Genomic DNA, 13,460 nt, shown 5'->3' on the forward strand with positions numbered 1-13,460 from the left:
GGCTCAGGCGCTGCGGTAGTTGTCGACCATACGATAGCGTCGTGCATACCAACCGAAGGCGAACGCCGCAATGAAGGCGAAGCCGGCGAAGAAGAACATCAGGAACGCCGCCTCGCTCAGGCCCGTGCTGGCGATCTTGTGGGTCACCGCCTCGTTGCGCACCGCCGCGTTGGACAGCAGCACCCACAGGTTGCCGATGGTGGTGGTCAGGTTCCAGAAGCTCATCACCACGCCCTTCATGGCCTGCGGCGCCTGGCTGTAGGCGAACTCCAGGCCGGTGGCCGAGACCAGCACTTCACCGAAGGTCAGCAGCGCATACGGCAGCATCTGCCAGAAGATCGACATGGCATTGCCACCGTCCATCACCACCTGGATGCCGCCCACCACGATCCAGGCCAGGCCGCTGAAGGCGATACCGGCGGTCATGCGGCGCAGCGCGGTCGGTTCGAAGCCGAAGCGGCGCAGCGCCGGGTACAGCACCAGGTTGTTGAACGGGATCAGGATCATCACCAGCAGCGGGTTCAGTGCCTGCATCTGCGAGGCGGTGAACCAGCTCGGCATCTGCATCTGCTGGCCCTGCAGCACCCAGGTGGAGGCCTTCTGGTCGAACAGCGAGAAGAACGGCGTGGTCAGGGCGAAGATGACCAGCACGCGCAGCACGGCGCGCACGCCTTCCACGGCTTCGGCCGGATGCTGCGCGCGGGCGCGGTCCAGCTGCAGCCAGGTGCCGCCGCCGATGCCGGCCAGGATGGCCACCAGCGCCAGGCACAGGCAGATCACGATGCCCAGCGAACCGACCAGGCCGAACGAGGCAGCGGCCAGCACCAGACCGGCAACGGCCATCACCAGGCCCGGACGGCCCCGGCCGGCCACGCGCGCGGTCAGCGCGGTGCGCACCACGTTGGCGAACGAATGCGGATCCTTCGGCGGCAGCGGCACCAGCACGTAGCGCTTGCGGCCCAGCCAGAACACGAAGGTGGCGATGAACATCAGGATGCCGGGAATACCGAAGGCCCACTGCGGGCCCCAGTTCTTCAGCACCAGCGGGATCAGCAGCGAGGCGAACAGCGAGCCGAAGTTGATGATCCAGTAGAAGGCGTCGAAGACGATCTTGGCCAGGTGCTTGTTGCTCTGGTCGAACTGGTCGCCCATGAACGAGGCCACCAGCGGCTTGATGCCACCGGCGCCCAGCGCGATCAGGCCCAGGCCCAGGAAGAAGCCTTCGCGGCTGTTCTCGAACAGCGCCAGGCACAGGTGGCCGGCGCAGTAGACCAGGCTGAACCACAGGATGGTGTGGTACTTGCCGAAGAACTTGTCGGCCAGCCAGCCACCGAGCAGCGGGAAGAAGTACACGCCGATCATGAAGCTGTGCATGATGTCCTTGGCTTCACCGGCGCGGCCTTCTGCAGTGAGTTCCTGCAGCAGCAGCGAGGTGATCAGGAACTGCACCAGGATGTTGCGCATCCCGTAGAAACTGAACCGTTCGCAGGCCTCATTGCCGATGATGTACGGAATCTGGCGCGGCATCTTTCCCTGGCCGGCGATGGGGGCGACTGCGTCGTGGCTCATCCTGTAAGGCATTCCTGCAAAGCGAAAGGGTGAAGGTTACCGGAACCTGCGCCCGCGAAGCACGCTGCAGGGCTGCATGACAGCGCCGCCAATCCATGGCAGGCGCACCACACCGTGCCGGAAGTCACGGCACCTGCACGGCGAAAGCGTAAACTTATCGTTATGCGCCCCCTCGCCCCCGCCCGCTTCCTGCTCGGCAGCCTTGCGCTGCTGCTGGTCCTGCCTGCCCTGGCGCGCCCGCAGCTGCCGCCGGCGCCCGGCGCGGCCAGCGACGTGCGGCAGCTGACGGTGGCGGCGCTGGAACTGCCCAGCCGCGACGACGCGCAGTGGAAGCAGCGGCGCGAACAGGTGCTGCAACTGCTGACCGAGCTGCAGCCCGATGTCATTTCCGTGCAGCAGGTGCTGCAGGAACAGGGCCGCAACCCGGCGTGCTGGCTGGCCAGCCGCCTTCGTTACAGCTGCGACTTCGTCACCGCCGACCCGCCGAGCCAGCCGCTGCGCCACGGCAACGCCATGCTGACCCGGCTGCCGGTGAGCGAAGACGGGGTGACCCTGCTGCATCCGCCGGGCACCTTCAGTGCGGCGGGCATGCTGCGGCTGCGGCTGGGCGAGGCGCTGTTGAATGTCTATGTGGCACGCCTGCGCCCGGAAGCGGACGAGGCCAGCGCGCGCCAGCACCAGACCAGCGATCTTATGGCCTGGATCGGCGCCACCGCCGAAGGGCTGCCCAGCCTGATTGCCGGCGACTTCGCCGCGCCCACCACCGAACTGGTACGCAGCACGCCGGGCTTCCAGCCGGCCCGGCGCAATCCCGGCGGACGCCCGGACACGGCGGCCGCCAATGGTGGCGGTGCCAGCGGGCACGGCTTGGACGTGCTGTTCCAGGTCAAACATTTCGGCGGCATCCGCCAGCAGGCCATCGACCTGCCGGCCGCAGGGGAAGCACCCGGCGTGCGGCTGGGGGTGATGGCCACGCTGCGCCTGCAGGGTGTGCCCGCGTCCAGCGAATGATCGCCTCGTCCTGCCGGCCGGGCATGCCGATGCGCCGCGCCGACGCCCGGTAGCGCCGGGCCATGCCCGGCGGATGCCATCGCACGCAAACAAAAAGGCCGGGGTTTGCCCCGGCCTCTTCGTTTCATTCCAGTGCCGCGATCAGGCGATCGCTTCCTGGTAACGACGCTCGACTTCGTTCCAGTCGATCACGTTGAAGAACGCGCCGATGTATTCCGGACGGCGGTTCTGGTACTTCAGGTAGTACGCGTGTTCCCACACGTCCAGGCCCAGGATCGGCGTGTTGCCTTCCATCAGCGGGCTGTCCTGGTTGCCGGTGCTTTCAACCACGACCTTCTTGTCCGGGGTGACGCTCAGCCAGGCCCAGCCGCTGCCGAAGCGGGTCAGCGCCGCCTTGGTGAAGGCATCCTTGAACTTGTCGAAGCCGCCCAGGTCCTTGTCGATGGCCTTGGCCACGTCGCCCACCGGGTTGCCACCGGCGTTGGGGGCCATCACGGTCCAGAACAGCGAGTGGTTGGCATGGCCACCACCGTTGTTGCGCACCGGACCCTGCAGGTTTTCCGGCAGCGACTTCAGCTTCTTCACCAGTTCGTCCACCGGCAGGTCGGCGTACTCGGTGCCTTCCAGCGCTGCGTTGACGTTGTTGATGTAGGTCTGGTGGTGCTTGGTGTGATGGATTTCCATCGTCGCCGCATCGATATGCGGTTCCAGAGCGTCGTAGGCGTAGGACAGCTTGGGCAGGGTGTAGGCCATGATGCATCTCCTGATAGCGAGGGCACCCGGCGGTGTCGCCGGGCAGTGCGCGTTGAATGATGGGGACAGACGCGCAGATTACCAAGGGGGATGTAAAGGAAATTGCGTCCTGCCCGTGAGCCCTCCGGCAATTGTTACGCAGCGGTGACGCTGTCGCTGTCCTCATGCGCGATGCAGCGCGCAGGCGCTACAGTGCCTGCACCTTCCCTGCCCCGCCCACCCATGCGCAACCCCCGGCTGCTGATCACCGCCATCGCCCTGCTGTTGCTGGGCCTGCTGGCCAACCATTTCCTGCAGCGGCCGGCGCCGCCACAGTTCGCGCCCAGCCTTGCCGGCCAACCGGCCGTGGCGGCACCGAAGGCCAGCGCCCGCAACGACGCCCTGCCCGCCTTCCTGCCGGCCGAGGCGCGGCAGACCATCGCCCTCATCCAGCGCGGCGGCCCGTTCCCGCACCGCCAGGATGGCAGCACCTTCGGCAACCGCGAACAGCGGCTGCCGCCGCGTGACCGTGGCTATTACCGCGAATACACCGTCGACACTCCGGGCGCCCGCAACCGCGGTGCGCGCCGCATCGTTACCGGCGGCGACCCGGCCCAGGCCTGGTACTACACCGACGACCACTACGAATCGTTCCGCAGTTTCACCGTACCCGCTTCCGGAGACCGCCCATGAGCCACGATGATTTCGGCCTCGGCCTGCACGACATCAACAATGCTGGCGTCTATGCCATCGACACCGGCGACATCGCCGCACTGTCGGCTGCCATGCGCGATGCACAATTGAAGGTGATCCGCATCGACCTGCAGGGCGTGGCCGACAAGCGCACGCTGCTGGCGCGACTGTCGGCGCAGCTCGACTTCCCCGCCGGTTTCGGTGGCAACTGGGATGCCCTTTCAGACAACCTGCGCGACCTGCAGTGGCTGCCGGCGCCGGGCTATGCGCTGTTCCTGGCCGACGTGGATACCCTGCGCGCGGAAGCGGGCAAGGACTTCGATACGCTGCTGGACGTGATGGATGAAGCCTGCCGCGACTGGGTCGGGCGTGATGTGCCGTTCTGGGTGTTTCTGTCGCAGAGCGAGTGAGGACCAGGCCGCGTCGGCGGTTCATCCACGCATGGCGTGGATCTACTTCTGCATTGGTAGAGGCCGACCTTGGTCGGCGCTCGCGCCAACGGCGCGGGGATAAGGAAACATGCGTGGACAACGGGAGCCGCTAGCGGCTCCCATTGTCTTCCTGTAGCTCTTTCTTGAACGGAATGTCCGGCGGCGGTCGCGCGATGGCCGGCTGGTCCTGCATGTTCGGGTCGCTCAGGCCGCAGCCACCACCGGCCTGCAGGATCGAGATCACGCAGGAAATCTTCGTGCTGGTGCCAGGCAATGGAATCTCCATGGCCTTGATGCCCTTGCGCACCCATTCGGCCAGCAGTGATTCCTGCGGCACCCAGTACTTGTCGAACGAGGTGGGCGTGTAGTCGTACGGCGGGCGCTTGAGCCAGGTGCCGGACTGGGCGATGCGTTCCTTGCTCCAACCATCATTGGCCCCGCCCGGGGCGCCGCGCTCGGCCGCGCCCGCGCCCTCCTGGCCGGGCACGCGCACGCTGCCGTCGGCGTTGAACAAGCCCTCGCCCTGGCCACTGCGGCTGGCCTGGCTGCTGCCCTGCGTGGCACCGTCACGGTTGCGGCTGGATGCACCCCAATCGTCGCCGCGCGCCGGCGTGGCCCAGTTGCCCGGTGTCGGCGCCGGCCGCGCACCGGCCTGTGCCGGTTTCGCTGCAGCAGCGGGCGCAGCATTGGCCGCCGTGCTGGCCGCGCTCTGCGCCGCCGCGCTCTGGGCCGAGGCTGCCGCGGCCTGCGCAGCACCACTACCGGTGGCCGACGACGGCGCGGCAGCCGGTGCCGGGGCGACCGCACGCTCGCGCACCTGCACGTCACGGCCCTGTGGCGCACGCACGGTCGGCTCGCGGCCGGCCACGGTCGCCATGCGCACCTGCGGATCAACCACCGCCTGCACTTCGCGTTCGCGCACCTGCACTTCGCGCTGCGGCATCGACACCGGCACGTCCACGCTGCGCATCGGCTGCGGCGACAGCACGGGTGCATCCACCACGGCCACTTCGCGCTCGCGCACCTGGATATCGCGCGGTGCAGGCGTCTGCACCACCACCTGCGTCGGTGCCACGGGCGCCGGGGTGGCCGGCGCCTGCAGCAGCGGCACGCTGCGCTCGGTCACGCTGGGGGTGACACTGCGCGGCACCACGCTCACCTCGGTGCGCGGCACCGTCACTGGTGGCACCACGAAATCGGACGTGACCTCAGCAACCTCGGTGGCCTGCACCGGTGAGGGCGGCGGCGCGGTCTCCACCGCAGGCGCCGGCTCGGCCACTGGCGGGGCACTCGTCGCAGCCGCTGCGGCGGGCGCTGCAGGTGCGGGCGGAACGGGCTGCGGTTGCGGCTGCGGTGCGGTGGCAGCACCGCCGGGCGCACCGCTGGCAGCGCTGGAACCGGCCGGCGCTGCGGCAGCGGCGGCTTCGGCACCGGCCTGGTCGCCACCACCTTCCTGCGCGCCGGCACCGATGAATTCAATCTGCACCCGCTCGCCTTCGGCGCCGTCCGCATCGGGCTCGGTGGTGCGGATCACTGCCACCCACAGCAGCAGCAGGAAGAACAGCAGGTGCAGCAAGGCGCTGAGCACGGCCGAGGTCCAGCGCATCCAGCGCTGGTCACGCGGCGCCGGCTCCCAGTCCTGCCAGAACAGGCGGCGCGCCGCATTCCACGGCGACAGTGCGGGCAGTCGTCCCGGACGCCCCGGCAACGGCCGCGGCAGCAGCACCGCAATCACATCGCGGGCATGGAACAGGCGAGGCAGGGGTTTCAGCGAGCGCAGCCAGATCGCCCAGCCATACGGCAGGCGGGTGTGCTTTTCGAGAATGAGACGCTGCTGCTGGCGTGCCAGCAGCACATCGACAAGTTGCTCAGCCCTGGGCAGAGGCACGCGGTGCCGGTCAGGCGGCGTTGCCGCGGGGAATGTACGGCGCGTGGCCGCTGTCGTGGTCGGTGGCGTCACGCACCGCCGTCACGCCCGGCACCCGGCCCATCAGGGTCTTTTCAATGCCCTGCTTCAGGGTGACATCGGCCATGCCGCAGCCCTGGCAGCCGCCACCGAAGCGCAGCAGCACCACGCCGTCGGCCGAGACTTCCTGCACGGCCACCTTGCCACCGTGCGAGGCCAGCTGCGGGTTCACCTCGTTTTCCACCACCCAATGCACGCGCTCCACCAGCGAAGCCGCTTCGCCGGGCGCTTCGCCCTTGATGCGCGGCGCCTTGATGGTCAGCTGCTGGGTACCGGCGGTGCCGGGCACGATGTCGATTTCCGCGCCATCGAGCCAGCCGACGCTGGTGGCGTCGACGTACAGGGTGAAGCCGTCGCAATCCACGGCCCATTCGTCGCCCAGCAGATCGGTCGGCTCGGCGAACTCCAGGCGCGCATCGGCGCGTGGGGTGCCGGGATCGACGGCGCTCAGGCGCACGCCCATGCCGGGCACGCCCTCACGTTCGATCAGCTTGCGGAAATGGGTCTGGGCAGTGTCGGAGATCTGGATCATCAGGCTATTCTAGCCAAGTCAGCGTCGGCCGCTCATTCGATTTATACACTGTCCGGCGCATTGTTCAGTCAACACGAGGTGGAGGAACCCATGTCCGACCTGATTCCGCTGGCACAGGCGCACTGCGTGCCGCGAAAGGGCAGCGACCACAAGCTGGGCGAAGCCCGCCTGGCCGAGCTGCTGCCGCAGGTGCCGGGCTGGGAGCTGGCCGAGGCCGGCCAGGCCCTGCTGCGCACCTTCCGCTTCAAGAACTACTACGAAACCATGGCCTTCGTGAACGCGCTGGCCTGGATCGCCCACCACGAGGACCACCACCCGGACCTGGGCGTGCACTACGACCGCGCCGTCGTGCGCTATTCCACCCACGACGTGGGCGGCCTGAGCGAGAACGACTTCATCTGCGCGGCCAAGACTTCGGCCCTGACGGAGCAAAAGTGATGAATGTGCGACTGCTGACCCTATCCCTGTTGGCTGCCACCGGCCTGGCCGGCTGCGGTGGCGCAGAACCGCCGGCGGCGCCGGCCGCGCCGCCCACCGAGGTGGCCGCGGTGAAGACACCGCCGCCGCAGTACCCGCTGGAACTGGCCTGCCTGGGCGTGGGCGGCACCAGCACCTTCAAGGTAGTGATCGGCACCGACGGCAAGCCCAGCGACGTGGCCCTGCTGACCGGCGCGGGCAACCCGCAGCTGGACGAACTGGCCCGCACCGCCGTGCAGGGCTGGCAGTTCAAGGCCGCCACCCGCAATGGGGCGGCGGTGCCGGCCACGATCCAGGTGCCGGTCAGCTTCAACCCGCCGCAGCCCAAGCCCGACCAGTGCTTTGCCATTGAAGAGCGCGCCCGCCGCGGCGGCTGATCGCGCTGACTGCGACGAGGCCAGCCGACGCCCGCCTCGCCCCTGCCGCCCCGGCCCGTGCCGGGGCGGTCGACTGACCCCCTGGAACGCGTCGGCACATGCTGCAGATCCCCCCTGAAAACATCTGGATGGCGCTGGCCGTCACCCTGGCGGCCGGCCTGGCCACGGCCATCGGCAGCCTGCTGGTGCTGTTCTCGCGCCGGCCCAACCCGCGCCTGCTGGCCTTCGGCCTGGCCTTCGCTGGCGGCGCGATGGTCTATGTCTCGCTGTCGGAAATCCTGAACAAGGCCATCGACTCGTTCTCGCTGGCCTACGGCGAGCGCAGCGGCTTCACCTACGGCACGGCAGCCTTCCTGCTGGGCATGCTGGCGATCGTGGTCATCGACCACCTGATTCCCAACCCGCACGAGACGCTGGACAAGCAGGACCCCGCGTTCCGCGACAACAACAAGGCGTACATCAAGCGGGTTGGCCTGCTGACCGCCATCGCCATCACCGCGCACAATTTCCCGGAAGGTCTGGCCACCTTCTTCGCCACCCTGGAAAGCCCATCGGTGGGCATGCCGCTGGCCTTTGCCATCGCCATCCACAACATTCCCGAAGGCATCGCGATCGCCGTGCCGGTGTACTTCGCCACGCAGAACAAGCTGCACGCCTTCGCCGCCAGCCTGCTGTCAGGCCTGGCCGAGCCGGTGGGCGCGGTACTCGGCTATGTGCTGCTGAAGGGCGCGCTGTCGCATGCCACGTTCGGCTGGGTATTCGGCCTGATTGCCGGGGTGATGGTGTTCCTGGCGCTGGACGAGCTGCTGCCGGCGGCCAAGCGCTATGCCAAGGGCCACGAGACCGTGTACGGGCTGGTGGCCGGCATGGGCACGCTGGCGATCAGCCTGGTGCTGTTCAAGTGGTGACGGCCCCCGCACGGCGCATCCACGCATGCCGTGGATCTACCGCCACGGCCCCGTAGCGTCGAGCTTGCTCGACTGGCGTTCCGCGCGACGTCAGCGCAGGCGGTCCAGCGCTTCCACCAGTTCTTCGGCCAGCGGCGCGTTCAGCACGTACGGGGTTTTGCCCGCGTCCAGCGCAAACTCCAGCGAGGCCGCGTGCAGGAACAGGCGCTTCAGCCCGATCTGCTCACGAAGCCGCTTGTTGACGGCAGGATCGCCGTATTTGTCGTCACCGGCCACCGGGTGCCCCAGGTGCTGGGCATGCACGCGGATCTGGTGGGTACGGCCGGTTTCGATGCGCACCTCGCAGTAGGAGTGCCCACCGCGCCGTTCCAGCACGCGGAAGTGGCTGATCGATTCCTTGCCGATCGCGTTCACCTGCACATGGCGCTCGCCGCCCTGGCGCAGGCCCACGTGCAGCGGGGCGTCCACGGTCATCACGCCGTCGGGCATGCGCCCGGCCAGCAGGGTCAGGTAGCGCTTGCGAATGCCGGCACCGTGGTCTTCACGCAGCAGGGCCTGCAGTTCGCTCAGCGCCGAACGCTTCTTGGCCACGATCAGCAGGCCCGAGGTGTCGCGATCCAACCGGTGGACCAGCTCCAGGGTCTGCCCCGGGCGCAGCGCACGCAGGGTTTCGATGGCGCCGAAGCTGATGCCGCTGCCGCCGTGGCTGGCCACGCCGGTGGGCTTGTTCAGGGCCAGCAGGCGCGCGTCCTCGAACACGATCGCCTGCTCCAGCCGGTGCATGAACGCCTCGGGCGGGCCGGCCTTGTCTCCTTCTTCAGTGAGACGAACCGGCGGCACACGCACCTCGTCGCCCGCCTCCAGCTTGCGTTCGGCCTTGGCGCGGCCGCCATTCACACGCACCTGGCCGCTGCGCACCAGCTTGTAGACAAGGCTGCGCGGGGCGCCCTTCAGCTGGCCCAGCAGGAAGTTGTCCAGCCGCTGGCCGGCGCGGTCCTCGGGAACGGTGATCATGCGCACGGAAGGCTTGTCGCCGGCCGGCTTGGTGGGGTCTGATGCAGTCATCGGGCTGTTTATTCTGTTACACTCGGGGGGCGAGATAAGGGATTGATTTCGTTGGAAGTTACTCAGGGCCAGAAGCCCAGCTTCCGACGAATCCGGCACAGTGCGCGACCACCGCCCGCGGGGCGGCCATGTTAGCGGCTCACCGGCCTTCCCGGCCATCGCCGGATGCCTGACACGCAACCGAGCTGAACATGTCCCGCGTGGCGCTCCAGCCTGGCTGACAGCTGCCTGCGGCCCTGCAACACCCCAAAACCCATAAGAGTGAAGCGCTCCCGCGGCCTGCCGTGGTGTCGTAGCGCTGGAAACCGAAGCTGCCCTCCCCGCGCATGCGCGAATGGGCGGCGAGCCGTATCCAGAGGCGAAACCCCATGGCGTTCCGCGCGGTAGCCGCTTGCGAGGAACGCAAGAATGAAGCGAATGCTGATCAACGCCACGCAGGCCGAAGAGCTGCGTGTTGCCATCGTCGATGGCCAGTCGTTGTATGACATCGATATCGAGCAGCCGTCCAAGGAACAGAAGAAGTCCAACATCTACAAGGGCCGGATCTTCCGCATCGAGCCCTCGCTGGAAGCGGCCTTCGTCGAATACGGCGGCGGCCGCCATGGCTTCCTGCCGCTGAAGGAAATCTCCCGCGACTACTTCCAGGCCGGCGTCGACCACAACAAGGCCGGCATCCGCGAGCTGCTGAAGGAAGGCCAGGAAGTGGTCGTGCAGGTCGACAAGGAAGAGCGTGGCAACAAGGGCGCCGCCCTGACCACGTTCATCTCCCTGGCCGGCCGCTACATGGTGCTGATGCCGAATTCGCCCAGCGCCGGCGGCGTTTCCCGTCGCATCGAGGGCGAAGACCGGGCCGCGTTGAAGGACGCCCTGGACAAGCTGAACATCCCCGACGACATGGGCGTGATCATCCGCACCGCCGGCGTCGGCCGCGATGCCGAAGAGCTGCAGTGGGACCTGGACTACCTGCTGAGCGTCTGGCGCGCCATTGCCGAAGCCGCCCTGAGCAAGCCGGCCCCGTTCCTGATCTACCAGGAATCGCGCCTGATCGTGCGCGCCCTGCGTGACTACCTGCGCGCCGACATCGGCGAGATCCTGGTGGACACCGAGGAGATGTACGAGCACGCCAAGGAGTTCATGCAGCAGGTGATGCCGCAGACCCTGCGCAAGCTCAAGCACTACAAGGACGACATCCCGCTGTTCAACCGCTTCCAGATCGAATCGCAGATCGAAGGTGCCTACGAGCGCAACGTGCGCCTGCCGTCGGGCGGCTCGATCGTGGTCGACCAGACCGAAGCGCTGACCGCCGTGGACGTGAACTCCTCGCGCGCCACCAAGGGCAGCGACATCGAAGACACCGCCTTCCAGACCAACCTGGAAGCGGCCGAGGAAGTGGCCCGCCAGCTGCGCCTGCGCGACCTGGGCGGCCTGGTGGTGATCGACTTCATCGACATGGCCTCCAACAAGCACCAGCGCGAAGTCGAGAACCGCCTGGCCAACGCGCTGAAGTACGACCGTGCGCGCGTGCAGGTCGGCCGCATCTCGCGCTTCGGCCTGCTGGAAATGAGCCGGCAGCGCCTGCGCCCGAGCCTGGGCGAATCCAGCCAGATCGTCTGCCCGCGCTGCGATGGCCATGGCCGCATGCGCAGCGTCGAGTCGCTGTCGCTGTCGATCATCCGCGTTGCCGAAGAGCATGCGATGAAGGAAAACACCGGGCAGGTGCTGGTCCAGGCCCCGGTGGAGATCGCCAATTACCTGCTGAACGAGAAGCGCAGCGCGCTGCGCGAGATCGAACGCCGCCACGAAGCGCCGATCGTGATCGTTGCCGACGAGCAGCTGCACACCCCGCACTACACCGTTACCCGTCTGCGCGAGAACGAGCTGGGTGAAGAGAGCAACAAGCCCAGCTACCAGCGCGGCACCCCGCGCAAGCTGCCGGTGCATGCCCTGACCAAGGGCCAGCTGAACATCCCGCCGCCGGCGGTCACCCAGGTCAAGCACACTGCGCCGGCCCCGGTGCGTGCCGAAGCCGAACCGGCCGCTGCGCCGGCACCGGCCCCGGTGGCTGCGGCTGCCCCGGCCGCTGCCAGCGGCGGCGTGGTCGGTTGGCTGAAGCGCATCTTTGGTGGCGAGCCGGCCCCGGCCGCCGCGCCGGCCCCGGCCGCGCGCCAGCCGCAGCACGACGGCGGCCAGCGCAAGGACCGTAACAAGGATCGCAACAAGGACCGTAACAAGGACCGCCGCGACGAGAACCGTGGCAACGGCGGCAACGGCAATGCGCAGAAGGATGGCGGCAACCGCAAGGACCGCAACGAACAGCGCAAGGACGGCCGCAACAACAACGGCAACGCGCAGCAGCAGCCGCAGCAGGGCAAGCAGCAGAAGGACGCTGCCCAGCCGCAGCAGCCGCAGCACAACAAGCCGCGCAACGAGCAGCAGGGCCAGAACCCCAACCAGGGCCAGGGCCAGGGCCAGCAGCAGCAGCCGAAGCTGAAGCAGCCGCGCCAGCCGCGTCCACAGGATGGCGAGAAGCCGACCGACAAGCCGCAGCGCAACGCCGCCGAAGAGGCCGTGGAAGCCGTGCCGGCCGCCGCGGTTGCCGCCACTGCCGTGGCCGCCAACGTGGTCACCGCGCAGGAAGCCACCGCACCGGTGGCGACCCCGGCTGCCGCTCCGGCAGCGCAGGTCGCGGCCCCCGCTGACACGACCCCGACCCCGACCTCGGCCGTTGAGGCCGAAGGCGTGGTTGCCGGCGATGAAGACGCTGCGGCCGATGCGGCCAACGGCGAGCAGGCTGGCGAAGGCGCAACCCGCCGTCGCCGCGGCCGTCGCGGTGGCCGTCGTCGTCGTCGCGGTGGCGCCGAGAACGCCAACGGCACCGACGCGCTGGGCGATGACCAGGACGAAGGTGACGAAGGCGAAGACCAGGACGTGGTCGAACCGAACCGCGACAGCAGCGCGCCCGCTGCGGTCGCTGCCCAGCAGCCGGCGCGTTCGCAGCCCGAGTTCGATTTCGACGACGAAATCGAGCCGGCCAGCGTAGAGGCCGAAAAGCCCGCGCGTGCACCGGCCGCTGTTGCCGCTGCCGCACCGGTGGCTGCGGTCAGCAGCGCCGTGCTGGAAGCGGTTGCCGAAGTGCAGTCCGTGGACGTGCCGGTGGCCCGCGAAGCCGCCCCGCGGCCGGAACAGCCGAAGCCGACCCCGGTGCAGACCAGCATGCTGGATGCCATCGATGCGGCCACCCCGGTGCAGCCGGTTGCCGCCGCGCCCGTGGCCGAGGTGAAGCCGGCCGTGGTCGAGGCCGCTCCGGTGGTGGAAGCCGCTCCGGTCGTGACCGACGCCGCCCCGGTGGTCGAGGCCAAGCCGGTCGCCGTGGAGGCTGCTCCGGTCGCCGCACCGGCAGTCGAAGCCGCGCCGGTCGTGCACGTTGAGACGGTGGCCGAGCAGCCGATGGCCGAGCAGTCGGTCGCCCCGGCCGTGGTGGAAGCCGCGCCGGTTGAAGCTGCCGCGCCGGTGGCCGAAGCCGTGGTGACGCCGTCGATTGACCCGGTGGCCGATGGCCACGCCGATTCGGCCAGCCAGGCTGCCGAGGCCCCGGCGTCGGACGAAGACGAAGAAGCCGCCAAGCGCACGCCGCCGGCGAACTGATCGTTCTTTGATCACGTGAAAGCGAAACGGCGGGGATCGATGATCCCCGCCGTT

12 protein-coding genes are annotated in these 13,460 nt (G+C 68.5%); 7 read left to right on the plus strand and 5 right to left on the minus strand.

The window, feature by feature from the left end:
• Positions 1-3: 3 nt before the first annotated feature.
• A complete protein-coding gene (locus C1931_RS12840; RefSeq protein WP_108756634.1) occupies positions 4-1,569 on the minus strand; it encodes an oligopeptide:H+ symporter in 1,566 nt (521 codons plus the stop codon).
• Positions 1,570-1,731: 162 nt separating this feature from the next.
• Between C1931_RS12840 and C1931_RS12845 the strand changes: the two genes are divergently transcribed.
• Positions 1,732-2,580: an endonuclease/exonuclease/phosphatase family protein gene (locus C1931_RS12845; protein ID WP_108756635.1), complete on the plus strand. Its 849-nt coding sequence runs from the start codon at positions 1,732-1,734 to the stop codon at positions 2,578-2,580.
• 141 nt (positions 2,581-2,721) lie between these two features.
• Here the strand turns inward: C1931_RS12845 and C1931_RS12850 are convergent, their stop codons facing one another.
• Positions 2,722-3,333 carry a superoxide dismutase gene (locus tag C1931_RS12850; protein WP_108750080.1) on the minus strand — a complete coding sequence of 204 codons (612 nt, stop codon included), beginning with the start codon at positions 3,331-3,333 and terminating at the stop codon, positions 2,722-2,724.
• A gap of 222 nt (positions 3,334-3,555) precedes the next feature.
• Here C1931_RS12850 and C1931_RS12855 point away from each other — a divergent pair, with 222 nt between their 5' ends.
• Positions 3,556-4,005, plus strand: a complete 450-nt coding sequence (locus tag C1931_RS12855; protein WP_108756636.1) for a ribonuclease domain-containing protein — start codon at positions 3,556-3,558, stop codon at positions 4,003-4,005.
• On the plus strand, positions 4,002-4,415 hold the full coding sequence (locus C1931_RS12860; RefSeq protein WP_108756637.1) for a barstar family protein: 414 nt from the start codon (positions 4,002-4,004) through the stop codon (positions 4,413-4,415). The genes C1931_RS12855 and C1931_RS12860 overlap by 4 nt, the downstream gene beginning before the upstream one ends.
• Before the next feature lie 130 nt (positions 4,416-4,545).
• Here C1931_RS12860 and C1931_RS12865 read toward each other — a convergent pair whose 3' ends face one another.
• Together C1931_RS12865 and C1931_RS12870 are read right to left on the minus strand one after the other, a co-directional pair.
• Positions 4,546-6,324: a hypothetical protein gene (locus C1931_RS12865; protein ID WP_108756638.1), complete on the minus strand. Its 1,779-nt coding sequence runs from the start codon at positions 6,322-6,324 to the stop codon at positions 4,546-4,548.
• 10 nt (positions 6,325-6,334) lie between these two features.
• Positions 6,335-6,934: an NfuA family Fe-S biogenesis protein gene (locus tag C1931_RS12870; protein WP_108753590.1), complete on the minus strand. Its 600-nt coding sequence runs from the start codon at positions 6,932-6,934 to the stop codon at positions 6,335-6,337.
• A gap of 90 nt (positions 6,935-7,024) precedes the next feature.
• Here C1931_RS12870 and C1931_RS12875 point away from each other — a divergent pair, with 90 nt between their 5' ends.
• From C1931_RS12875 to zupT, 3 genes are all read left to right on the plus strand, one after another.
• Positions 7,025-7,372 carry a 4a-hydroxytetrahydrobiopterin dehydratase gene (locus C1931_RS12875; RefSeq protein WP_108750085.1) on the plus strand — a complete coding sequence of 116 codons (348 nt, stop codon included), beginning with the start codon at positions 7,025-7,027 and terminating at the stop codon, positions 7,370-7,372.
• Positions 7,372-7,788, plus strand: coding sequence for an energy transducer TonB (locus tag C1931_RS12880; RefSeq protein ID WP_108756639.1), 417 nt, complete (start codon positions 7,372-7,374; stop codon positions 7,786-7,788). Before C1931_RS12875 ends, C1931_RS12880 begins: the two co-directional genes overlap by 1 nt.
• Before the next feature lie 98 nt (positions 7,789-7,886).
• The gene (gene zupT / locus C1931_RS12885; protein ID WP_108756640.1) at positions 7,887-8,696 is read left to right on the plus strand and encodes a zinc transporter ZupT; all 810 of its coding nucleotides are present in this window, start codon (positions 7,887-7,889) and stop codon (positions 8,694-8,696) included.
• 90 nt (positions 8,697-8,786) lie between these two features.
• Here the strand turns inward: zupT and C1931_RS12890 are convergent, their stop codons facing one another.
• A complete protein-coding gene (locus C1931_RS12890) occupies positions 8,787-9,761 on the minus strand; it encodes an RluA family pseudouridine synthase (protein ID WP_108756641.1) in 975 nt (324 codons plus the stop codon).
• A 408-nt stretch (positions 9,762-10,169) separates the two neighbouring features.
• Between C1931_RS12890 and rne the strand changes: the two genes are divergently transcribed.
• Complete coding sequence (gene rne / locus C1931_RS12895) at positions 10,170-13,406, plus strand: ribonuclease E (protein WP_108756642.1); 3,237 nt, start codon at positions 10,170-10,172, stop codon at positions 13,404-13,406.
• The last annotated feature ends 54 nt before the right edge of the window (positions 13,407-13,460 follow it).

It is taken from the genome of Stenotrophomonas sp. YAU14A_MKIMI4_1 (assembly GCF_003086855.1).
Lineage (GTDB): Bacteria > Pseudomonadota > Gammaproteobacteria > Xanthomonadales > Xanthomonadaceae > Stenotrophomonas.